Below are 22,475 nucleotides of genomic sequence, written 5' to 3'. Positions count from 1 at the left end.
ACGGGCGATGCGCATACACAGATACCCTTGACCGGTGACCGACGCCCAAAAGACCGCAGCAGACACTCCACTGCGAGCAGCCGGAGACTCGCCTCCGGATTCCCGACCGGCGCCGGAACCCCTGTTGGAGCCCCGTGAGGGCATCCCCCCGGTGACCGCCAGCGGTGACGCCCTCGCCGAGGTCGTCGCCGCCCTCGCGGCGGGCACCGGCCCCCTCGCCGTCGACGCCGAGCGTGCCTCGGGCTACCGCTACGGCCAGCGCGCCTACCTCGTCCAGCTGCGCCGCCAGGGCGCCGGCAGCGTCCTGATCGATCCGGTCGGCTGCCCGGACCTCGGCACGCTGGGCGCGGCCGTCGCCGACACCGAGTGGGTGCTGCACGCCGCCACCCAGGACCTGCCGTGCCTGCGCGACATAGGGATGGTGCCGACCCGGCTGTTCGACACGGAGCTGGCGGGCCGTCTCGCCGGTTTCGCGCGGGTGGGCCTGGGCGCGATGGTCGAGAACGTACTCGGCTTCGCGCTGGAGAAGGGCCACTCCGCCGTCGACTGGTCGACCCGTCCGCTCCCCGACCCGTGGCTGCGCTACGCCGCGCTCGACGTCGAGCTGCTGGTGGATCTGCGCGACGCGCTGGAGGAGGAGCTGGAGCAGCAGGGGAAGCTGGAGTGGGCCCGGCAGGAGTTCGCCGCCATCGCCGCCGCTCCCCCGGCCCCGCCGCGCAAAGATCCCTGGCGCCGCACCTCCGGGATGCACAAGGTGCGCCGCCGACGGCAGATGGCCGTCGTCCGCGAACTGTGGACGGCGCGTGACCGGGTCGCCCAGAAGCGCGACGTCTCCCCGGGCAAGGTGCTCGGCGACTCCGCGATCGTGGAGGCGGCGCTGCATCTGCCGCCGAACGCCCACGCCCTGGCCGCGCTGCCCGGCTTCGGGCACCGTATGGGCCGCCGTCAGCTGGAGCAGTGGCAGGCGGCCGTGGACCGGGCGCGGGCGCTGCCCGACAGCGAGCTGCCGCAGCCCGGCGCGCCGCTCAACGGCCCGCCGCCGCCCCGCGCCTGGGCGGACAAGGACCCGGTGGCCGCGGCGCGGCTCTCGGCGGCGCGTGCCGCGGTGACCGCGCTGGCGGAGGAGCTGAACCTCCCGCAGGAGAACCTGATCACGCCGGACACGGTGCGCCGGGTGTGCTGGGAGCCGCCCGCCGAGCCGACGGGGGACGCGGTCTCCGCCGTCCTGGCCGGGTACGGCGCGCGCCCCTGGCAGGTCCAGCTGGTCACGCCGCTGCTCACCCAGGCGCTGACCCAGCACAGCGGCTGACGGCAGCCCGCACCCCGGCGACCCGATGGGCGCGCCGGGGTGCGGGCGACCGCTCCGGTCCGTACGGCGCCGGGGCCGCCGACCGGTGCGCGGACGTCAGTCCTGGTCGGTGTGTTCCTTCAGGATCTTGTTGTCCTTGGCGTCGACGTCGAAGGTCGTCTTCTTCCAGTCGGAGGTCGAGACGACGTCCACCTTCCAGACCGGCTTGCCGTGGTCGGCGTTCTCCAGCTCGACCGCCGCGACCTTGCCGCTCTTCTTCGCCATCGCGGTCTTCGCGGCCATCGGCGCGGTGACCGTGGCGTCCCGCAGCCGCGTCGCCAGCGCCTTGCGGTCCTCGGCCTTCTGCTGCTCGGTGACCGGCTTGCCCGCCTTTCCGGTGACCGCGTCGACGCGGAGGGCGTGGGCGGTGCCGTCGGAGGTCGCCATCACCGTCTCCCACACGGGGTTGCCGCCGTCGCCGCCCTTCAGCTCGGTGGAGACGGGCTTGCTGTGCGGCACGGCGCCCGCCGCGGCGTTCAGCGCATGCTCGTAGTCGGCCTTGGTCTTCGCGAAGAGTTCCTTGCGCTCGCTCTGATCCTTGGTCAGATTCCGGCCGGGTGAGGCGTTCGGGGAGCCGCCCGGGGAGGTGGCCGCCGCCGGGGACGCCACCTCGGGGCTGTCCGGCGCGCCGCTCACGCTCTTGCCGCCGCTGCCGCAGCCCGCGAGGAGTGCGCCGGCGGCGGCGACCGCGCACACCGCTCCCAGCGTGCGGGGCCCCACGGGACGCCATCGACCGCGCACCACCAGATCCTTACGCTTTGTGTCCATAAGGGCACTTTATGTGCACCTTTGATTGATCACATCTCCACGGCGCCGCAACCCGCGCGATGTGACCTTCACCGCTCCGGGCGAGGGGGCTGTGCAGCGTGGTTACCCGTAAGTAGCATGTCGGGTGTGATGCGTCCCTCCGGGGGCGCCCCGCAGCAGTGCCATCCCGCACCTGGAGGAGAGCCAACGTGCCTCGTACCGCTAGGGACGTCGTCTTCGTCGACGGCGTCCGCACCCCGTTCGGCAAGGCGGGCCCGAAGGGCATCTACCACGAGACCCGCGCCGACGACCTGGTCGTCAAGTGCATCCGGGAGCTGCTGCGCCGCAACCCGGACCTGGACCCCGCGAAGATCGACGAGGTCGCGCTCGCGGCGACCACGCAGATCGGTGACCAGGGCCTGACCCTGGGCCGTACCGCCGGCATCCTGGCGGGCCTGCCGCAGTCGGTGCCCGGCTTCTCCATCGACCGCATGTGCGCCGGTGCGATGACCGCCGTCACCAGCATCGCCGGTGGCGTCTCCTTCGGTGCGTACGACATCGCCGTCGCCGGTGGCGTCGAGCACATGGGACGGCACCCCATGGGTGAGGGCGTCGACCCCAACCCGCGGTTCGTCAGCGAGAAGCTGGTCGACCAGTCGGCGCTGTTCATGGGCATGACGGCGGAGAACCTCCACGACCGGCTGCCGCACCTGACCAAGGAGCGCGCCGACGCCTACGCCGTCCGCAGCCAGGAGAAGGCCGCGAAGGCGTACGCCAACGGCCAGATCCAGGCCGACCTGGTGCCGATCTCCGTGCGCCGCACCAACGCCGAGGCGGGCGAGACCGGTTGGGGTCTGGCCACCGCCGACGAGCCGATGCGCCCGGGCACCACGCTGGAGAACCTCGCCGGGCTGAAGACGCCGTTCCGTCCGCACGGCCGGGTGACCGCGGGCAACGCCGCCGGTCTCAACGACGGTGCGACCGCCTCGCTGATCGCCGCCGAGGACGTGGCGCGCGAGCTGGGCCTGCCCGTCAAGATGCGGCTGGTCGACTTCGCCTTCGCGGGCGTGGAGCCGGAGGTCATGGGCATCGGCCCGGTCCCGGCGACGGAGAAGGCACTGGCCAAGGCCGGTCTGACCATCGACGACATCGGGCTGTTCGAGATCAACGAGGCGTTCGCCGTCCAGGTGCTCTCGCTGCTCGACCACTACGGCATCGCCGACGACGACCCGCGCGTCAACCAGTACGGCGGCGCCATCGCGTTCGGCCACCCGCTGGCCTCCTCCGGCGTCCGGCTGATGACGCAGCTGGCCCGCCAGTTCGAGGAGCAGCCGCACGTCCGCTACGGCATCACCACCATGTGCGTCGGCTTCGGCATGGGTGGCACCGTGATCTGGGAGAACCCGCACTGGAGCGGAGCGACTAATCGATGCAGCGAGGGGAACAAGTGACCAACACCGCAGAGCTTTTGAAGGGCGCGGCCGAACTCTTCCCCGACGAGGTCGTCACCCAGGCGCACGTGCGCCACCTCGACCTGCCGAAGGGGGCGGGCCGCTTCGCGCTCATCACGCTGGACAACGGCCTGGACCACACCAAGCCGACCACCTTCGGCCCGCAGTCGCTGGCCAACCTGAACACCGCGATCGACCAGGTCGAGAAGGAGGCGGCGGACGGCTCCGTCGTCGGTGTCGGGATCACCGGCAAGCCGTTCATCTTCGCCGTCGGCGCCGACCTCAAGGGCGTCGAGCTGCTGAAGCGCCACGAGGACGCGCTGGCCATCGGCAAGGGCGGCCACGACGTCTTCAAGCGGCTGTCGGGCCTGGCCGTGCCGACGTTCGCGTACTACAACGGCGCGGCGATGGGCGGCGGCGTCGAGGTCGGTCTGCACTGCTCGTACCGCACCGTCTCGAAGGCCGTACCTGCCTTCTCGCTGCCCGAGGTATTCCTCGGTCTCGTACCGGGCTGGGGCGGCTGCGTGCTGCTGCCGAACCTCATCGGCCCCGAGCGCGCCGTCTCGGTCGTCATCGAGAACTCGCTCAACCAGAACAAGCAGCTCAAGGGTCAGCAGGTCTTCGACCTCGGCATCGCGGACGCGCTGTTCGAAGGCGCGGACTTCCTGGAGCAGTCGCTGCTCTGGACCGCCTCGGTGCTGACCGGTGAGACCGAGGTGGCGCGCCCCGAACTGGACCGCGGCGCCGCCTGGGACGAGGCCGTCGCCCGCGGCAAGGCCATCGCCGACGGCAAGGTGCACGGCGCAGCCCCGGCCGCCTACCGCGCGCTGGACATCATCGCCGCCGCGAAGAACGGCGACCGTCAGCAGGGCTTCGACGCCGAGGACCAGGCGCTGGCCGACCTCATCATGGGCGGCGAGCTGCGCTCCGGTCTCTACGCGTTCAACCTGGTGCAGAAGCGCGCCAAGCGGCCCGCCGGCGCGCCGGACAAGAAGCTGGCCCGCCCGGTCACCAAGGTCGGTGTCGTCGGCGCCGGTCTGATGGCCTCGCAGCTGGCGCTGCTCTTCGCGCGCCGCCTGGAGGTCCCGGTCGTCCTCACCGACATCGACCAGGCCCGGATCGACAAGGGCGTCGCGTACGTCCACGGCGAGATCGACAAGCTGCTGCTCAAGGGCCGCGTCAACCAGGACAAGGCGAACCGCCTCAAGGGCCTGGTCAGCGGTCACCTCGACAAGGCCGCCGCCTTCGGCGACGCGGACTTCGTCATCGAGGCCGTCTTCGAGGAGATGGGCGTCAAGCAGCAGGTGTTCGCCGAGGTGGAGGCGGTCGTCCCGGCCCACGCGATCCTGGCGACCAACACCTCCTCGCTGTCGGTCACCGAGATGGCGTCGAAGCTGAAGAACCCCGAGCGGGTCGTGGGCTTCCACTTCTTCAACCCGGTCGCGATCCTGCCGCTGCTGGAGATCGTCCGCGCCGAGCAGACCGACGACGCGTCGCTGGCCACCGCCTTCGCCGTCGCCAAGTCGCTGAAGAAGACCGCGGTGTTGGTGAAGGACGCCCCGGCGTTCGTCGTCAACCGCATCCTGACCCGCTTCATGGGCGAGATCCAGAACGTCATCGACGAGGGCACGCCCGTCGCCGTGGCGGAGAAGGCCGTCGAGCCGCTGGGGCTGCCGATGTCGCCGCTGGTCCTGCTGGAGCTGGTCGGCCCGGCGATCGGTCTGCACGTCTCCGAGACGCTGCACGGCGCGTTCCCCGAGCGGTTCACCGTCTCGCCGAACCTCAAGGCCGTCGTCGAGGCCGGCAAGCGCGGCTTCTACGTCTACGATTCCGGCAAGCCGGAGCTGGACCCGGAGGTCGCCGCGCTGCTGAAGCAGGGCGACTCGGTGCTGACCGAGGAGCAGGTCCGCGACCGCGTGCTGGACGCCGTGGCGCAGGAGATCGGTCTGATGCTGGACGAGGATGTCGTCGCCGAGGCGCAGGACATCGACCTGTGCCTGATCACCGGCGCGGGCTGGCCCTTCCACCTGGGCGGCATCACCCCGTACCTGGACCGCGCGGGCGTCTCCGAGCGGGTGACGGGCAAGAAGTTCCTGGCCCCGGGCCTGGCGAGCGTGCCCGCGTAAGGCACCTGGCAGCACAGCGGCGCGGGTCGGCCCGGCGGAGCCGGCCCGCGCCGTCGTGCTGCCGTCCGTCCGGCGCATGACAGGGTGGAACCATGGATTCCTTGGTCATCGTCGATGCTGCGAACGTCGTCGGGTCGGTCCCGGACGGCTGGTGGCGCGATCGGCGCGGCGCCGCGGAGCGGCTGCGGGACGGACTGGCCGCGCACGCCGCCGCGGGCCTGCCCGGGTACGCCGAGCCGCCGCTGGAGCTGGTGTTGGTGGTCGAGGGCGCGGCGCGGGAGGTGGCGTCCGTCGACGGGGTGCGGGTGGAGTCCGCGCCCGGCAGCGGCGACGACCGGATGGTGGAGCTGGTGGCGGCCGAGGGCGCCGGGCGGGACTGCCTGGTGGTGACCGCCGACCGTGGACTGCGGGCCCGCGTCGAGGCGCTGGGCGCACGGGTGACGGGCCCGCGCGCGGTCCGCGACGCCCGGGGCGGCGGCCGCCGTCCGGGGGCCGCCGCGGACGGCTGAGCACGCACCCTCGCCCCCGACGCCACCGGCCCGCGGAGCAGTTGCCTGCCCGCTCTCAGCCGCCGCCCACCGCGCCCTTCTCGGCCGCCCGGCGGCCCTCCAGCCGGCTGTGCGTCCGGCCGTACGTGACGTAGACGATGATCCCGATGACCATCCAGGCGGCGAAGCGGAGCCAGGTCTCGGCGGGCAGGTTGAGCATCAGCCAGAGCGACGCCAGCACCGACAGCGCGGGGACCAGCGGCACCAGCGGGGTGCGGAAGGAGCGGGGCAGGTCGGGGCGGGAGCGGCGGAGCAGGACGACGCCGAGGGCGACGACGACGAAGGCGAAGAGCGTGCCGATGTTGACCAGTTCGGCGAGCTCGTTGATCGAGGTGAACCCGGCGACAACGGCGACGACCGCGCCCAGCAGGACCGTGGAGCGGTAGGGCGTGCCGAAGGTGGGGTGCACCCGGGAGAAGAACTGCGGCAGCAGCCCGTCGCGGCTCATCGCGAAGAACACCCGGCTCTGCCCCAGCAGCAGGATCATGCAGACCGAGGTGAGGCCGACCGCCGCGCCGAAGCTGATGATCCCGGCGTAGACGGGGTGGCCGACCGCCTTGAAGGCGTCGGCGAGCGGGGCGTCGGTCGACAGCTCGGTGTACTTCTGCATGCCGGTGACCACGACCGACACCGCGACGTAGAGGAAGGTGCAGATGGCGAGGGAGCCGAGGATGCCGCGGGGCACGTCGCGCTGCGGATGGCGGGTCTCCTCGGCGGCGGTGGCGACGATGTCGAAGCCGATGAAGGCGAAGAAGACGACCGCGGCGGCGGCGAAGATGCCCATGACGCCGTAGTTGGACGGCGTGAAGCCGAAGAGGAGCTGGGAGAGCGGGGCGGCGTAACCGCTTTCTCCCACGTGCGGGCGGGTGGGTGGCAGGAACGGGTGGTAGTTCTCCCCGCTGATGAAGAACGCCCCCGCGATGACGACGAGCAGCACCACCGTCACCTTGATCCCGACGATCATGTTCGTCACCCGCGACGAGAGCTTCATGCCGAGGACGAGGATGGCGGTCAGCGCCAGGACCAGGACGCAGGCGAGCAGGTCGAAGCCGAACATGCCGCCGTGGGTCCCGGACAGCTCCGCGGGCAGATGCCAGCCCGCGGAGTCCAGCAGCGAGCGGATGTAGCCGGACCAGCCGACCGCGACCACCGCACAGCCCAGCGCCAGCTCCAGGACCAGGTCCCAGCCGATGATCCAGGCGGGGAACTCGCCGAGCGAGGCGTAGGAGAAGGTGTAAGCGGACCCGGCGACCGGGACGGTGGAGGCGAACTCCGCGTAGCAGAGCGCGGCGAGGGCGCAGACCACGCCGGCGACGACGAAGGAGAGGGCGACCGCCGGACCCGCCTGCTCCTTCGCGATCTTGCCGGTGAGGACGAAGATGCCGGTGCCGATGACCACACCGACGCCGAAGACCGTCAGGTCCAGCGCCGACAGGGACTTCTTGAGCGCGTGCTCCGGCTCCTCGGTGTCCTGGATGGACTGCTCGACGCTCTTGGTCCGGAACACCCCGCGGTCGCGGCGTGTCCGGGCTCCTGGGCCCTGCTGTGTGCTCATGGGCGAACCTCCGCCTGGACGACCCTCACCACTCACCTGAACTGGCAGATTCTCTGCAATGCAGACAAATCGTCAGGGGTGGCGGGCCCCGGGTGGCGGCGATTCACCCTATGGAGCGCGGCGGCGGGCAAACGGATGGGCCGGTCGGCGCACCCGGAGGTGGCCGGCCGGCCCAGGACGTGCGAGGGGCGTCAGTCGCCCGCGACCTCCGCCGGACGCGGCGAACCCGCGGCGCTCGCCGACGCGCCCGCGAACCGGCCGTCCAGCTTCGCCACCAGGCCGGTGACCTGCCGGGCGATGTCCGGCGCGGTCAGCCCGATCTCGGCCATGACCTCCTTGCGGGAGGCGTGGTCGAGGAAGCGCTCGGGGATGCCGAAGTCGCGCAGCGGAAGGTCCACGTCCGCGTCCCGCAGCGCCTGCGCCACGGCCGCGCCGACACCGCCGGTGCGGATGTTGTCCTCGACGGTGACGACGACGCGGTGCTCGGCGGCGAGGCCGGGCAGCGCCGGGTCGACCGGCTTGACCCAGCGCGGGTCGACGACGGTGGAGGAGATGCCCTGCTTGTCGAGGAGGGCGGCGACCTCCAGGCACATCGGGGCGAGCGCACCGACCGAGACCAGCAGCACATCGGGGCGCCCGGCGACCGCCACCGGGGCGCGCAGCACGTCCATGCCGCCGACCGTGCCGACCGCCTCGACCGCCGGGCCGACCGCGCCCTTGGAGTAGCGCACCACCGTCGGCGCGTCATCGACCTCGACGGCCTCCCGCAACTGCGCGCGGACCTGGTCGGCGTCGCGCGGCGCGGCGATCCGCAGCCCGGGCACGATCTGGAGCAGTGACATGTCCCACATGCCGTTGTGGGAGGCGCCGTCGCTGCCGGTGACACCGGAGCGGTCCAGCACGAAGGTGACGCCGCACCTGTGCAGCGCGACGTCCATCAGCACCTGGTCGAAGGCGCGGTTGAGGAACGTCGCGTACAGCGCGAAGACCGGGTGCAGACCGCCGGTGGCCAGGCCGGCGGCGGAGACCGCGCCGTGCTGCTCGGCGATGCCGACGTCGTAGATCCGGTCGGGGAAGGCGGCGGCGAACTTCTTCAGGCCGACGGGCTGGAGCATCGCGGCGGTGATCGCGACGATGTCCTCGCGCTCGTGGCCGAGCTTGACCATCTCCTCGCCGAAGACGGAGGTCCAGTCGGCGCCGGACGCGGCGACCGGCAGGCCGGTGTCCGGGTGGATGACGCCGATGCCGTGGAAACGGTCCGCCTCGTCCTGCTCGGCGGGCTTGTAGCCGCGGCCCTTCTCCGTCAGGCAGTGGACGATGACGGGGCCGCCGAAGCGCTTGGCGCGCGTCAGCGCCGACTCCAGCGCCTCGAGGTCGTGGCCGTCGATCGGGCCGACGTACTTCAGGCCCAGGTCCTCGAACATGCCCTGCGGGGCGATGAAGTCCTTGAGGCCCTTCTTGGCGCCGTGCAGCGTCTCGTAGAGCGGCTTGCCGACGACCGGGGTGCGCTCCAGCAGGTCCTTGCCGCGGGCGAGGAACTTCTCGTACCCGTCGGTGGTGCGCAGCGTGGCGAGGTGGTCGGCGAGGCCGCCGATGGTCGGCGCGTAGGAGCGCTCGTTGTCGTTGACGACGATGACCAGCGGGCGGTCCTTGGCGACCGCGATGTTGTTGAGCGCTTCCCAGGCCATACCGCCGGTCAGCGCGCCGTCGCCGATCACCGCGACGACATGGTCGTCCTTGCCGCGGACCTGGTTGGCCTTGGCCAGGCCGTCGGCCCAGCCCAGGACCGTCGAGGCGTGGCTGTTCTCGATGACGTCGTGCTCGGACTCGGCGCGCGAGGGGTAGCCGGACAGGCCGCCCTTGGCACGCAGCCGGCCGAAGTCCTGGCGGCCGGTGAGCAGCTTGTGGACGTAGGACTGGTGTCCGGTGTCGAAGAGGACGCGGTCCTTCGGGGAGTCGAAGACCCGGTGCAGGGCGATGGTCAGCTCGACCACACCGAGGTTGGGGCCGAGGTGGCCGCCGGTCCGGGCGACGGCGTCGACGAGGAAGGTACGGATCTCCCCGGCGAGCTGTCCGAGCTGCTGCGGGGTGAGCCGGTCCAGGTCGCGTGGACCTTCGATACGGGTCAGCAACTCCCGTCCGTCTCCGGCCACCGCCCCGGCCTGGCGCGCTTCGCGCGGCACCTTCTGCACTGTGCCTCCCTGCTTGTCGTGCTTCGAAACTGGTCGAGGTTGCTGATCAGCCGAGTCTAATGTTCCGGCGTCCGCCGCGACCTTCGGGCCCGGCGATGTATGTCACTCGGGTGACCCGTGGGATTCGGCCGCCCGCCGCACATACGGCGGCCCCCACCGGAAGGTGCTGGTGGGGGCCGCTGCACACCGGTACGGGCCGGGTTCAGGTGCGTCCGGCGGTCTTCTGGGTCCGGCGGGAGAGCGAGTCGATGACGACCGCTGCGAGCAGCACCGCACCGGTGATCATGTACTGGATCTCACTCGCCATGCCGAGGAGGTTCAGACCCTGCTGAATCGACTGGATCACGAGCATGCCGAGCAGCGCCGACCAGATCTTGCCGCGGCCGCCGAAGAGGCTGGTGCCGCCGATGACCGCTGCGGCGATCACGTTCATCAGGGTGTTCCCGGCGCCGAGGTTCTTGGTGGCACCGCCGGAGAGGCTGGCGATGAAGAGGCCGCCGAAGGCCGCCAGCATGCCGGAGACCGCGAAGACCGTGATGCGGATCCGGTTGACGTTGATACCGGCACGGCGGGCCGCCTCCGCGTTGCCGCCGACCGCGAAGATCTGCCGCCCGTAGGAGGTGCGGCGCACCACGAAGTCCGCGAGGACGAGGACGGCGAGGAAGAGCACCAGGGCGAGCGGCAGCCCGCGGGCACCGGCCGGTTCGTTCAGGACGTAGGCGACGGCGAAGGCGAGGACCGCGACGACGCCGGTGCGCAGCGCGATCTCGCTCGCCGGGCGGGACGGCAGCGCCGCGGCCCGGCGGCGGCGCGCCTCCCACAGCAGCGATCCGGCGTACGCGAGGACGGCGACGAGGGCGAGGCCGTAGGCGGCCGCCTTGTCCTCGAAGTAGTAGCCGGTGAGGTTCTCCACCACGCTGCCCGAGGGCGTGTTGATGGAGCCCTCCTTGCCCATCAGCCAGATCTGCAGACCGCTCCAGCCGAGGAATCCGGCGAGCGTGACGACGAACGCGGGGACGCCGACCTTGGCGAAGAAGAAGCCGTGCAGGGTGCCGATGGCGGCGCCCGCCACGACGGCGAGCAGGACGGCGAGCCAGTCGCTGACGCCGTGGGTGACGCTCAGCACCGCCCACACCGCCGCGCCGACACCGGCGACCGAGCCGACGGAGAGGTCGATCTCGCCGAGCAGCAGCACGAAGACGATGCCGACGGCCATGATGCCGAGGCCGGAGGTGTAGACGCCGATGTTGGCGAGGCTGTCGGCGGAGAGGAAGGAGCTGTTCTTCAGCTGGAAGACGACGGCGATGACGATCAGCCCGACGACGACCGGCAGCGACCCCAGCTCACCGCCGCGCAGGCGGCGGGCGAACTCGTCCAGATAGCCGGCGAAGCCGCGCTCACGGACGAGGAGTCGGGGGTCGACGGCCGGGGCGGCGGGCGCCGCGGGGTCGGGCGCGGGGGCGTCCGCCGTCTTCTTGGTGAGGTCACTCATCGCGCCTCCTCCTTCCTGCCCTGCTCGGTACGGGCCCTGCGGCGGGTGACGGCGTTGTCCGAGGCGCCGGTGATGGCCGCGATGATCTCTTCGTGCGAGGTGGCGGCGACGTCGAAGACGCCGTTGTTGCGGCCCAGGCGGAGCACCGCGACCCGGTCGGCGACGGCCTGCACATCGGCCATGTTGTGGCTGATGAGGATGGTGCCGAGGTTCCGCTCCCGCAGCCGCTCCACGAGGTCGAGGACCTGCGCGGTCTGCTCGACGCCGAGCGCGGCGGTCGGCTCGTCGAGGATGACGACCTTCGGCTCGCCGATCAGCGCGCGGGCGATGGCGACGACCTGCCGCTGACCGCCGGAGAGCGCCGCGACCGGGATCCGGACGCTGGGGATGCGGATGGAGAGCGTGTCCAGCAGCTCCTTGGCCCGCTTCTCCATCGCGATCTCGTCCAGGACGCCCGCGCCGCGCAGCTCGTTGCCGAGGTAGAGGTTGGCGACGACGTCGAGGTTGTCGCAGAGCGCGAGGTCCTGGTAGACGGTGGCGACGCCCAGCTCCTGGGCGTCGTGCGGCTTGGTGATGCGGACCGGCGCGCCCTCCCACTCGATGGTGCCGTCGTCGACCGGGTGCACGCCCGAGATCGTCTTGACGAGGGTGGACTTGCCGGCGCCGTTGTCGCCGACCAGGGCGACCACCTCACCGGGGTGGATCTCCAGCGTGACGTCGGTGAGCGCCTGGACGGCGCCGAACCGCTTGGAGACCTTGCGCAACGCCAGCACGGGCGTAGCGGACACGGACATCATCTCCTTCGCCGCCTTCACAGGGGCGGGACGGTGGTGCGGGGCACCGGGTTGTGCGAGGGGGGTGGGGTACGGCGGGGCACCGGGACGCGCGGCCGGCGGCACGGGGCCGGTACGCGGCGCGGGGCCGGCGCGGCGGTCCGCCCGGGGCGCGGGGCCGGCGGCCGGTGCCGCCTCCCGCGCCCCGGGCGGAGCGGACGGCTACTTGATGCCGGCCTTCTCGCACGCCGCCTTCACATCGGCGGTGCAGAGCTGGCTCGCCTTGTAGACCTTGTCCTTGATGATCGTGTCCTTGACGTTGTCCGCCGTCACGACCTGGGCGTCGTAGAGCTTCGCCGGGATGCCCTTGACGTCGCCGCTGAGGCTGTCGACCTTGGTCGGCGTCAGCGCGTCGATCTTCTCGCCCTTGAGGAGCTTCACCGCGATCTCGGCGGTGGCGTCCGCCTGCGGCTTGATCTGCTTGTAGATGGTGAACGCCTGGTCGCCCTTGAGGACGCGCTGCAGACCCGCCAGTTCGGAGTCCTGGCCGCCGACCGGGACCTTGACGCCCTGCTGCTTGAGGGCGGTGATCACGCCGCCCGCCTCGCCGTCGTTGGCGGCGTAGACGCCCTGGAAGCCGTCCTTGCCGAGCGAGTCGACGGCCGCGCTCATCTTCTTGTTGGCCTCGTCCGACGACCAGTCCGGGATGTCCTGCTCGTAGACGATCTTCTTGACCTGCTTGTCGAGGACGGAGTGCGCGCCCTTCTTGAAGAACGGCGCGTTGGCGTCGGTCGGCGAGCCGTTGATCATCACGACGTTGCTGTTCTTCGCGTCGCTGCCGAGCGCCTTGACCAGCGCCTCGCCCTGGAGACGGCCGATCTTCTCGTTGTCGTAGGAGACGTACGCGGAGATCTCGCCCTCGGCCAGCCGGTCGTACGCGACGACCTTGACGCCCTTCTTGGCCGCCTGGTTGACCCACGACTTGGTGGCCTTGTAGTCGACCGGGTCCAGGATGATCACCTTGACGCCCTGGGTGATCAGCGCGTCGAACTGCTTCTTCTGGGTCTCGGTCTCCTGCGCCGCGTTGTTGTACTTGACCTCGCAGTCGGCGCAGAGCGCCTTGATCTTCGCCTCCATGAGCGGGCGGTCGAAGGTCTCGTAGCGGGTGGTCTTGTTCTCCGGCAGCAGCAGGCCGATGGTCTTGCCGTCCCCGCCCGCGGCCTTGTCGCCGTCGCCCGCCTTGCCGCAGGCGGCCACCGAGAGGGCCATCGAAACGGCGGCCGTGGCTATGACGGCGCGACGCGTCCAGACATTCATGTGAGCTTGCCTCCCTGACGAGGCCGCGTCCTTGCGGCCGAGGTGGCTGGAAGTCAACTCGGCCGCCAGCGGGCCGTCAAGGAGTAAATTCTTAACGAGATGACAACGGTGCCATACGTTAGGTGTCTGAAGTCAGGCGCGGCTCAGCCACGTTCCGGACACCGGGGCTTCTCAGGCGGACGCGGCGCCGTGGGCGGTCTGCGCACCGTCGAGCAGGGTGGCGTCGCCCATCTCGCTGAGCACCAGCGCGAGCGCCCCCAGCACCTCCGCGCGGCCGCCCAGCGTGCCGGGCACGATCCCCAACTGCCGTGCCGCGCTGGGGATCGCGTACCGCGACACCGACTCCCGGATCGGCCCGAGCACCAGCTCCCCCGCCTCCGCGAGATCGCCGCCGAGCACCACCCGGCTCGGGTTGAGCAGATTGCAGAGGTTGGCGACGCCGCTGCCCACGTGGCGGCCCACGTCCGCGATGACCCGGCGGCACCCGGGGTCGCCCTCGCGGGCCAGCTCCACCACACGCGCCATCGTCAGATCCGGGCCGTGGCCGGGCTGGAGCAGCGGCAGGACGTAGCGGGCGGCGGCGAACGTCTCCAGGCAGCCGCGGTTGCCGCAGCGGCAGACCGGCCCCGACTCGTCCAGCGTGATGTGGCCGATCTCGCCCGCCGTGCCGCCCGGCCCACGGTAGATCCGCCCGCCGATGACCAGTCCGGCGCCGACCCCGCTGGCCACCTTGATGTACGCCAGGTCGGCGGCGCCCCGCCCGGCGCCCCAGACCAGCTCGCCCAGGGCGCCGAGGTTGGCGTCGTTGTCGACGTGGACGGGGACGCCGAGGCGCCCGGACAGCTCCGCGCCCGGGTTGGTGCCCGTCCAGCCCGGCAGGATCGCGGTGGAGCCGAGGGTGCCCGATTCGACGTCGATGGGGCCCGGGACGCCGAGCCCGACACCGATGACCTTGTCCGGGGCGATGCCGGTCGCCTCGACGAGCCGGGCGACCAGCCGCTCGGCGCGGTCCAGCCCCTCGGCGGCGGAGGCGTCCACATCGATCGGCTCGGCGTCCTCGGCGAGCACCTGGTGGGCGAGGTTGCCGACCGCGACCCGCAGGTGGGAGTGGCCGAAATCGATGCCGACGACGATGCCGGCGTCGCCGGAGAGGGACACGCTGCGGGCCCGGCGGCCCCCGGCGGAGGTGGGTGTCACCTCGACGGTGCCGCCGTCCTTCAACTCACGAACGATATTCGAGACGGTGGCCGCGGACAGCCCCGTGCTCCGGGCGATCTCCGCCTGGGTGAGCGAGCCCGCCATACGCACCGCGCGCACGACCCGCTCCAGATTGGCCCGGTGCAGCGAGGACTGCGACCCCGGAGTCTCCATCGGCTCATCCACTCCCGCCTGAGGCGTGCGGCACGACGACCGCCCACCCGACCGGACCACACCAGCGGGGCCCGGCTTGTCTCCAACATGTGAATCTAAGCTGAGCCGTACGGATCACCTCTCGTCAAGTCCTCGACCGGAGGCGGAAGGGGCAGGGCGGTCGCTCGCGCCGGAGCGGACCGACGTCCCGGAGCGCCCCGGCGACGGCGGCGCGGGGCCGCCCGCAGGCGCTCGGGTCGCTCCGGCGCGCGAAACGCTCCGGGCAGCCGAAAGCCCCGCGCCCCGTGAAGGCGGCGCGGGGCGCTCGCGGCCCCGGCGGCTACTTGAGCGCGCCGGCGGTGAGACCGGCGACCACCTGCCGCTGGAAGATGATGTACGCCGCGAGCACCGGCAGCATCGCGATGGTCAGCCCGGCGAAGAGCCCGGACCAGTCACCCTTGTACCCCTGGCTGACCGCGAGCGCGACCAGTCCCTGGGTGAGCATCTTCTTGTGCGGGTCGCCGACGTTGAGCACCGTCGGCAGCAGGTACTGGTTCCACTGCCCCAGGAAGTTGAAGATGCCGACGCTGATCAGCCCCGGCTTCGCCATCGGCAGCATGACCTGGAAGAACGTACGGGTGTGGGAGGCGCCGTCGATGAGCGCCGCCTCCGCCACCGAGGTCGGCAGCGTCTTGAAGAACCCGCTGAGGAAGAAGACCGTGAACGGCAGCGAATACGCGATGTAGACGCATATCAGCCCGTGGTAGGTGTCCAGCAGCGCCATGTTCTTCATGACGAAGAAGAGCGGCACCAGCGCCAGGATCACCGGGAAGCCCATGCCGCCGACGAAGAGGAAGTAGACGAAGCGGTTGCCGGGGAAGTCGAAGCGGGCCAGCACATAGGCCGCCATCGAGCCGAGCACCATCGTGCCGATCAGTGAACCGCCCACCACGATCAGCGAGTTGAGGAAGTACTCGCCCATGTTCGCCTTCTCCCAGGCGCGCACCCAGTTGTCGGGGTGCAGCACCGAGGGCAGGCTCCAGGGCGAGCCGAAGATCTCCGCGTCGTCCTTGAAGGAGGAGACCACCGCCCACAGCAGCGGCATGGTGACCAGCAGGCCCCAGATCACCAGGACGCCGTGGGAGAAGACGTTCAGCACGCCGCCCTCGCCGCCACGGCGCCCCGCGCGGCCCGGCCCGCCCTTCGGTGCGGCGTGGCGGGCGGCGGGCTCGGTCTGCGCACTCATCAGAACTCCAGTCGCTCGCGCCGTCCCAGCCGCATGACGACAGCCGAGAAGACGAGGGTCACGATCAGCAGGGAGACGCCGATGGCGGTCGCATATCCGGCCTGACCGTCGCGGAAGGTCCGCTGGTAGACGTAGAGCGGCAGGACCTCGGTCGAGTAGTCGGGGCCGCCCGGGCCGACGCTCATGATCTGCACGAACGCGAAGGCGGAGACGTCCAGGGCGAGAATTCCCATGTAGATCCAGCCGGTCTGCACGGTGTCCCACAGCAGCGGCAGGGTGATCCGGAAGAACGTGTTCACGCGGTTCGCGCCGTCCAGCAGCGCGGCCTCGTAGAAGTCCTTGGGGATCGAACTCATCCCGGCCGAGAACAGCACCACGTAGAAACCGACATTGGCCCACACCATCGCACCCATGACGCACCACAGCGCGAGCTGCGGATCGCCCAGCCAGTCCGGCTGCACACCGTCGAGGCCGATGGCTCCGAGAAAGGAATTCAGGGCGCCGCTTTCCGGGTTGTACGCGAATTGGAAGAGCAGTGCGACGATCGGGACGGACAGCACCTGCGGGAAGAAGTAAATGATCTTGTAGACGCCGGATCCGCGCACTCCGCCGATGACCGCCTTCTTCCGGCGGCGGCCACCGACATTGAGCATGAAGGCGAAGAACAGTCCGAGACTGAGCGTGACCACGGGAAGCAGCAGCAACAGCGTCACACTGTTTCCCACCGCGGCCCAGAAGACGGAGTCGTGGAAGAGGCGTACGTAGTTGTCGAGGCCGACCATCCGCAGGTTCGGGCTCAGGCCCGTCCAGTCCGTGAGGGAGTAGTAGATGGCCTGTACGAAAGGTGAGATCACGAAGACCGCGTAAATCACCAGCGGAATGATCAGGAATCCCGCGATGAAACGGTATTTACCGTGCTGCATGGCTGCCGGTCCCGTTCTTGTGCTGCGGATGCTGCCGTTGGCTCGCTCCCCCCATGGGTCAGCGCTTGTACTTGGTGACGCTGGAGTCGGCGCGGGTGTCGTCCGCGTACTTCTGGATCTTTTTGATCGCCTCGTCGGGCGTCATCCGGCCGGCCATCATTTCGCCGATGGCGCCGACGCCGATCTTTTCCTTCTGCAGCGCGACGTACCAGTCCTGGAGCCGGGGGTTGAGGACGTTGTTGCCCGCCTTCTCCAGCACGGACTGCGCGGAGGCGAGCCCCGGCGGCAGCCGGACGCCGTCCGTGCCGCCGTTCAGCGAGGTCAGCGAGGAGACCTGCCGGATGAAGTTCCGCGCCGCCTTCTTGCCGAGCATGACGCGCAGCAGCTCCATGCCGCCCTCGGCGTTGTGCGCCTGCTTCGGGACGATGTACGGCTCGCCGCCGGACGCCCAGAGGGTGCCGAAGGGCATCTTGTCCGCGGCGGAGAGGCTGGACGGGGCGCCGACCGCGAGCTGGAAGTGCGGGTCCTGGGCGATCTGCTTGGCGGACTCGTTCTCCACCCAGGAGCCGTTGGGGATGAAGAGCGCCTTCCCCTCGGCCCAGGCGTTCTGCGACTGGAGGTGGTCGAGACCGGGCGAGCCCTTGAGGATGTAGCCCTTGCGGTACAGCTCGTAGTACGCCTCGAACGCCGCCTTGACCGCCGGGTCGTGCCAGGCGTTCGGCTCCAGGTTGTCGATCCGCCGCAGCACCTCCGGCCCACCGATCTTGCCGATGAAGGGGTAGAGGGAGAACGGGATGTAGTAGGGGTACTTACCCGGGTACGTCCACCCGGCTATCCCCTTCTTCTTGGCCTTCGCGCAGAGCGCGAGCATGTCGTCCCAGGTCTCGGGGTATTCCGCGTCGAGTTTCGCGAGATTACCTCTCGAATACCACACGCCGTAGACGGTGTACGCGTAGTAGAGAATCCAGGTTTCCTTGCCGCCGAACTGTCCCATTTCGACGACGCCGGGGCGCAGCGTGTCGCGTACCTTCTTGGACGGGTCGTCGATCGACGGGGCGTCGAGGAGGGCGTTGAGATCGGTCAGCTGGTCCTTGCTGACGAGGGTACCGAAATCCATCTGCTCGGCGCCGGAGTTGTCGACGAGGTCCGGCGGGTTGCCGCCGTTGAAACGCGGCTGCAGCGTCGACTGGATCTTCTGGGTGGAGGTCAGCTTTGCTTTTCCGGCGGCCTTCGGGAATGCCTTGGTGTACTCCGCCAGCGCGTTCTTCGCATAGGCGTCGCCGAAACCGCCGTCGAAGATCACGACGTCCAGACCCGCACTGTCGTTGACGGCGAGCGGGTTCTTCGCCGACTTGGTGCCCTTCGCCGCCTTGTCGCCGCCGCCACCGCCGGAGCTGGCGCAGGCGGAAAGGAAACTCATCGCGGGGAGCGCGACGATTCCCAGGGCCGCCGCCCGCTTGACCAGATCGCGCCGGTTGAATTCCGAGGTGGATCCCATGCTCAAGTCCTCGCCTTCTTCAGGACTCAGGCGGTGCACGAAACTCCCCGGCACCGCAGGTCGTCAGATGGAGCTGAGTGGTACGGGATGTGCGCCGGGTCTGCCGGGATACTGCGGGCATATTCGGCCACCCGCATTTCCCCCCGGATCCACGGCCGTTGACGGGCCGTTCGGACGCCGACAGGTATAGTCCACTTTCGGGTGACGGGGCAAGATCGAATGCGGTGTTCCTCACTCTCTTTCCCGAGTTGAGACCTGGTCGAACCGGCCGGGCGCACCCCGGCGCGCACCCTGCCGCACCACCGCGTACACCCCGGTCCGCACGCCGCCTCCGCCACTCTTGACACCCACCGGGCCGCCCTCCTTACTTGTCTCTACTCGCTCCAACTGACAACGATGTCAACCACGTTGAGAGGGTTCGCGTGCGGATCGGACACCGGCACACCCCGTTACGGACGCTCGCCCGCCCCACCGCGCTGGTGGCGGCCGCGCTGCTCACCGTCACCGCCTTCGGCCCGGCGGCCCAGGCCGGACCGCGCCAACCACCCGCTGCCTCAGGGCAGTTCAGCTCCTCCTTCGAGCCGGGGCAACCGGCGCCCGACTGGACCGACACCGCCGACCAGGACCCCGACGGCCACCCCAGGACGGACGGGGTCACTCCGCCCTCCGGCCCCGCCGCCCCGGGCATGGCCACCCGCACCGGCACCGGGCCCGACGCCACTCCGACCGCCAAGAACGGCGCCGGGTTCTCCGGCCGGCACGCCCTGGAATACGCCGGTACCCATACCGCGTCCGGCCGCGGCTACGCGTACAACAAGGTCTTCGCCGTCCACACGCCCGTCACCGCGGACACCACGCTCTCCTACAAGGTCTTCCCGGAGATGACGACGGCCGATCCGGAGTACCCGGCCACCCATGTCGCCGTGGATCTGGCCTTCACCGACGGCACCTACCTCAGCGAGCTGGGCGCCACCGACCAGTACGGGGCGCCCCTGACGCCGCGCGGCCAGGCCGGTGCGCGGATGCTCTACGTCAACCAGTGGAACGCACGCACCGCCCGCATCGGCACGGTCGCCGCCGGGAAGACCGTCGCCCGGATCCTCGTCGCGTACGACGCCCCGCGGGCCCCGCGCAAGGCCCCGGCCTTCCGCGGCTGGATCGACGACCTCACCCTCGGGCGGCAGGCGCCCGAGAAGCCGCGCGCCCATCTCTCCGACTACGTGCGGACCACCCGCGGCACCCTCTCCAGCGGCAGCTTCTCGCGCGGCAACACCTTCCCGGCGACCGCCGTCCCGAACGGCTTCACCTTCTGGACGCCGGTGACCGACGCGGGCTCCACGGACTGGCTCTACGAGTACGCCCGCAGGAACAACGCCGACAACCTCCCCACCCTCCAGGCGTTCGCGGCCAGCCACGAGCCCAGCCCCTGGATGGGCGACCGGCAGACGTTCCAGGTCATGCCGTCCACCGCGGCGGGCACCCCGGACGCCTCGCGCACCGCCCGCGCGCTGCCGTTCCATCACGAGAACGAGACGGCCCGGCCGCACTACTACGGCGTCACCTTCGACAACGGCCTCAGGGCGGAGATCGCCCCCACCGACCACGCCGCCCAGATGCGCTTCACCTTCCCCGGCGACGACGCGAACCTGATCTTCGACAACGTCAACAACAAGGGCGGCCTCACGCTCGACCCCGCCCACGGCGTGGTCAGCGGCTACTCCGACGTCAGGAGCGGCCTGTCCACCGGCGCCACCCGCCTCTTCGTCTACGGGACGTTCGACGCACCGGTCACCAAGGGCGGACGGCTCGGCGGGGGCGGCGGCAAGGACGTCACCGGCTATCTGCGGTTCGCGCCCGGCAAGGGCCGGACGGTGACGCTGCGGCTCGCCACCTCCCTGATCGGCACCGCCCAGGCGAAGGCCAACCTCGACCGGGAGATCCCCGCCGGGACGCCGTTCACCACCACCGAGCGCCGCGCCCAGGCGCAGTGGGACGGTCTGCTGGGCCGCATCGAGGTCGAGGGCGCCACCGCCGACCAGCTGACGACGCTCTACTCCAACCTCTACCGGATGTACCTCTACCCCAACTCCGGTTCGGAGCAGGTCGGTTCGCGCACCCGCTACGCCAGCCCGTTCTCCCCTCCCGTCGGCAAGGACACCCCGACCCGCACCGGCGCGAAGATCGTCGACGGCTCGGTCCACGTCAACAACGGCTTCTGGGACACCTACCGCACCGCCTGGCCCGCCTACGCGCTGCTCACCCCCGGCCGGGCCGGGAAGCTGGTCGACGGTTTCGTCCAGCAGTACAAGGACGGCGGCTGGACCTCGCGCTGGTCCTCCCCCGGCTACGCGGACCTGATGACGGGCACCAGCTCGGACGTGGCGTTCGCCGACGCCTACCTCAAGGGCGTGCGCTTCGACGCCGAGGCCGCGTACGACGCGGCGGTGAAGAACGCCACGGTGGCGCCGCCGCAGTCCGGGGTGGGCCGCAAGGGCATGACCACCTCACCGTTCCTCGGCTACACCTCGACCGACACCCGCGAGGGCCTGTCCTGGGCGCTGGAGGGCTATCTCAACGACTTCGGCATCGCCCGCATGGGACAGGCGCTGTACGCGAAGACCCACAAGCAGCGCTACCGGGAGGAGTCCGCCTACTTCCTCGGCCGGGCGCAGAACTACGTCCGCCTCTTCGACGACAAGGCCGGCTTCTTCCAGGGCCGCGACGCCAAGGGCGCCTGGCGGCTGCCGCCGGAGACGTTCGACCCGCGCGTCTGGGGCCACGACTACACCGAGACCAACGCCTGGACGTACGCCTTCCCCGCCCCGCAGGACACCCGGGGCCTCGCCAACCTCTACGGCGGCCGGGCGGGCCTCGCGAAGAAGCTCGACGCGTACTTCGCGACGCCGGAGACGGGGTCCAAGGAGTTCGCCGGCTCCTACGGCGACGTCATCCACGAGATGACCGAGGCGCGCGACACCCGTATGGGCATGTACGGCCACAGCAACCAGCCCTCGCACCACATCGCCTATCTCTACGACGCGGCAGGTGAGCCCTGGAAGACCCAGGCGAAGGTCCGCGAGGTGCTGTCCCGGCTCTACGTCGGCAGCGACATCGGCCAGGGCTACCCGGGTGACGAGGACAACGGCGAGATGTCCGCGTGGTACGTCTTCGGCGCCCTCGGCTTCTACCCGCTGGTGATGGGCGGGGGCGAGTACGCGGTCGGCTCCCCGCTCTTCACCAAGGCCACCGTCCATCTGGAGAACGGCCGCGACCTGGTGATCAACGCGCCCCGCAACAGCGCCCGGAACGTCTACGTCCAGGGGCTCCGCCTCAACGGCAAGCCGTGGACGTCCACCGCGCTGCCGCACGCCCTGCTCGCCCGCGGCGCCACCCTGGACTTCACCATGGGCGACCGCCCCTCCGCCTGGGGCACCGGCGAGGACGCCGCCCCGACCTCCCTCACCCACGACGACACGGTGCCCGCCCCGCCCGCGGACGTCACCGACCCGTCCACCGGCCCGCTCTTCGACAACACCTCCGCGACGGCGGCACCGTTCACCCCCACCCGTATCGACCTGGCCGAGGCCACTGAGGTCACCTCGTACACCCTCACCTCGGCCGACCGCGCCGCGGCGCCCGAGGGCTGGACCCTGGAGGGCTCCACGGACGGCATCTCCTGGAAACAGCTCGACCACCGCACCGGCGAGACCTTCCGCTGGGACCACCAGACCCGGGCGTTCGCCGTCCCCTCCGCCGTCCGGTACGCGCACTACCGGCTCGTCCCGGACGGCACCGGGACGCTGGCGGAGGTGGAGTTGCTGGGGTAGCCCCGGACATGCCGAAGGGCCGCACCCCGAGCGAGCGGGGTGCGGCCCTTCAGGCATTCCGGCCGTCAACCGGCCGGGCGTC

The 22,475-nt window shown here is 70.7% G+C and carries 15 protein-coding genes; 5 read left to right on the top strand and 10 right to left on the bottom strand.

Annotated elements, in window-relative coordinates; translation table 11 throughout:
• The first annotated feature begins 34 nt into the window (after positions 1-34).
• Positions 35-1,309, top strand: coding sequence for an HRDC domain-containing protein (locus tag ACF1BH_RS06320; RefSeq protein WP_391641247.1), 1,275 nt, complete (start codon positions 35-37; stop codon positions 1,307-1,309).
• Positions 1,310-1,405: 96 nt separating this feature from the next.
• Here ACF1BH_RS06320 and ACF1BH_RS06315 read toward each other — a convergent pair whose 3' ends face one another.
• Positions 1,406-2,116, bottom strand: a complete 711-nt coding sequence (locus tag ACF1BH_RS06315) for a PepSY domain-containing protein (RefSeq protein WP_391641246.1) — start codon at positions 2,114-2,116, stop codon at positions 1,406-1,408.
• A gap of 188 nt (positions 2,117-2,304) precedes the next feature.
• Here ACF1BH_RS06315 and ACF1BH_RS06310 point away from each other — a divergent pair, with 188 nt between their 5' ends.
• From ACF1BH_RS06310 to ACF1BH_RS06300, 3 genes are all read left to right on the top strand, one after another.
• Entirely contained in the window at positions 2,305-3,546 is a 1,242-nt protein-coding gene (locus tag ACF1BH_RS06310) for a thiolase family protein (RefSeq protein WP_391641245.1), read from the top strand.
• On the top strand, positions 3,543-5,672 hold the full coding sequence (locus ACF1BH_RS06305) for a 3-hydroxyacyl-CoA dehydrogenase NAD-binding domain-containing protein (protein WP_391641244.1): 2,130 nt from the start codon (positions 3,543-3,545) through the stop codon (positions 5,670-5,672). Before ACF1BH_RS06310 ends, ACF1BH_RS06305 begins: the two co-directional genes overlap by 4 nt.
• Positions 5,673-5,764: 92 nt before the next feature.
• Positions 5,765-6,181: an NTP pyrophosphohydrolase gene (locus ACF1BH_RS06300; protein ID WP_391641243.1), complete on the top strand. Its 417-nt coding sequence runs from the start codon at positions 5,765-5,767 to the stop codon at positions 6,179-6,181.
• A gap of 55 nt (positions 6,182-6,236) precedes the next feature.
• Here ACF1BH_RS06300 and ACF1BH_RS06295 read toward each other — a convergent pair whose 3' ends face one another.
• The 9 genes from ACF1BH_RS06295 to ngcE all read right to left on the bottom strand — a co-directional run bounded on the left by ACF1BH_RS06295 (position 6,237) and on the right by ngcE (position 18,566).
• A complete protein-coding gene (locus tag ACF1BH_RS06295) occupies positions 6,237-7,775 on the bottom strand; it encodes an amino acid permease (protein WP_391641242.1) in 1,539 nt (512 codons plus the stop codon).
• A 191-nt stretch (positions 7,776-7,966) separates the two neighbouring features.
• On the bottom strand, positions 7,967-9,967 hold the full coding sequence (dxs, locus tag ACF1BH_RS06290) for a 1-deoxy-D-xylulose-5-phosphate synthase (protein ID WP_391641241.1): 2,001 nt from the start codon (positions 9,965-9,967) through the stop codon (positions 7,967-7,969).
• Between the two features lie 202 nt (positions 9,968-10,169).
• Positions 10,170-11,459, bottom strand: a complete 1,290-nt coding sequence (locus tag ACF1BH_RS06285) for a sugar ABC transporter permease (protein WP_391641240.1) — start codon at positions 11,457-11,459, stop codon at positions 10,170-10,172.
• Positions 11,456-12,256: an ATP-binding cassette domain-containing protein gene (locus ACF1BH_RS06280; RefSeq protein WP_391641239.1), complete on the bottom strand. Its 801-nt coding sequence runs from the start codon at positions 12,254-12,256 to the stop codon at positions 11,456-11,458. The genes ACF1BH_RS06285 and ACF1BH_RS06280 overlap by 4 nt, the downstream gene beginning before the upstream one ends.
• A 198-nt stretch (positions 12,257-12,454) precedes the next feature.
• Positions 12,455-13,549, bottom strand: coding sequence for a sugar ABC transporter substrate-binding protein (locus ACF1BH_RS06275; protein ID WP_391641238.1), 1,095 nt, complete (start codon positions 13,547-13,549; stop codon positions 12,455-12,457).
• Between the two features lie 171 nt (positions 13,550-13,720).
• Positions 13,721-14,920: an ROK family protein gene (locus tag ACF1BH_RS06270; protein WP_391641237.1), complete on the bottom strand. Its 1,200-nt coding sequence runs from the start codon at positions 14,918-14,920 to the stop codon at positions 13,721-13,723.
• A 319-nt stretch (positions 14,921-15,239) separates the two neighbouring features.
• The gene (locus ACF1BH_RS06265) at positions 15,240-16,145 is read right to left on the bottom strand and encodes a carbohydrate ABC transporter permease (protein WP_391641236.1); all 906 of its coding nucleotides are present in this window, start codon (positions 16,143-16,145) and stop codon (positions 15,240-15,242) included.
• On the bottom strand, positions 16,145-17,068 hold the full coding sequence (locus ACF1BH_RS06260) for a carbohydrate ABC transporter permease (RefSeq protein WP_391641235.1): 924 nt from the start codon (positions 17,066-17,068) through the stop codon (positions 16,145-16,147). The genes ACF1BH_RS06265 and ACF1BH_RS06260 overlap by 1 nt, the downstream gene beginning before the upstream one ends.
• A 58-nt stretch (positions 17,069-17,126) precedes the next feature.
• Positions 17,127-18,566 carry an N-acetylglucosamine/diacetylchitobiose ABC transporter substrate-binding protein gene (ngcE, locus tag ACF1BH_RS06255; RefSeq protein ID WP_391641234.1) on the bottom strand — a complete coding sequence of 480 codons (1,440 nt, stop codon included), beginning with the start codon at positions 18,564-18,566 and terminating at the stop codon, positions 17,127-17,129.
• A 422-nt stretch (positions 18,567-18,988) separates the two neighbouring features.
• Here ngcE and ACF1BH_RS06250 point away from each other — a divergent pair, with 422 nt between their 5' ends.
• Positions 18,989-22,393, top strand: coding sequence for a GH92 family glycosyl hydrolase (locus tag ACF1BH_RS06250; RefSeq protein ID WP_391641233.1), 3,405 nt, complete (start codon positions 18,989-18,991; stop codon positions 22,391-22,393).
• Positions 22,394-22,475: the final 82 nt, after the last annotated feature.

Origin of the sequence: Streptomyces sp. NPDC014733 (genome assembly GCF_043083385.1) — a bacterium.
Taxonomy (GTDB): domain Bacteria; phylum Actinomycetota; class Actinomycetes; order Streptomycetales; family Streptomycetaceae; genus Streptomyces.
This window is presented reverse-complemented; position numbering and strand designations above follow the sequence as displayed.

Coding starts and splice junctions, on each gene's coding strand:
- ACF1BH_RS06280 (WP_391641239.1), bottom strand. CDS start 12,256: ATGATGTCCGTGTCCGCTACGCCCGTGCTGGCGTTGCGCAAGGTCTCC.
- ACF1BH_RS06275 (WP_391641238.1), bottom strand. CDS start 13,549: ATGAATGTCTGGACGCGTCGCGCCGTCATAGCCACGGCCGCCGTTTCG.
- ACF1BH_RS06285 (WP_391641240.1), bottom strand. CDS start 11,459: ATGAGTGACCTCACCAAGAAGACGGCGGACGCCCCCGCGCCCGACCCC.
- ACF1BH_RS06295 (WP_391641242.1), bottom strand. CDS start 7,775: ATGAGCACACAGCAGGGCCCAGGAGCCCGGACACGCCGCGACCGCGGG.
- ACF1BH_RS06300 (WP_391641243.1), top strand. CDS start 5,765: ATGGATTCCTTGGTCATCGTCGATGCTGCGAACGTCGTCGGGTCGGTC.
- ACF1BH_RS06260 (WP_391641235.1), bottom strand. CDS start 17,068: ATGCAGCACGGTAAATACCGTTTCATCGCGGGATTCCTGATCATTCCG.
- ACF1BH_RS06315 (WP_391641246.1), bottom strand. CDS start 2,116: ATGGACACAAAGCGTAAGGATCTGGTGGTGCGCGGTCGATGGCGTCCC.
- ACF1BH_RS06265 (WP_391641236.1), bottom strand. CDS start 16,145: ATGAGTGCGCAGACCGAGCCCGCCGCCCGCCACGCCGCACCGAAGGGC.
- ngcE (WP_391641234.1), bottom strand. CDS start 18,566: ATGGGATCCACCTCGGAATTCAACCGGCGCGATCTGGTCAAGCGGGCG.
- ACF1BH_RS06270 (WP_391641237.1), bottom strand. CDS start 14,920: ATGGAGACTCCGGGGTCGCAGTCCTCGCTGCACCGGGCCAATCTGGAG.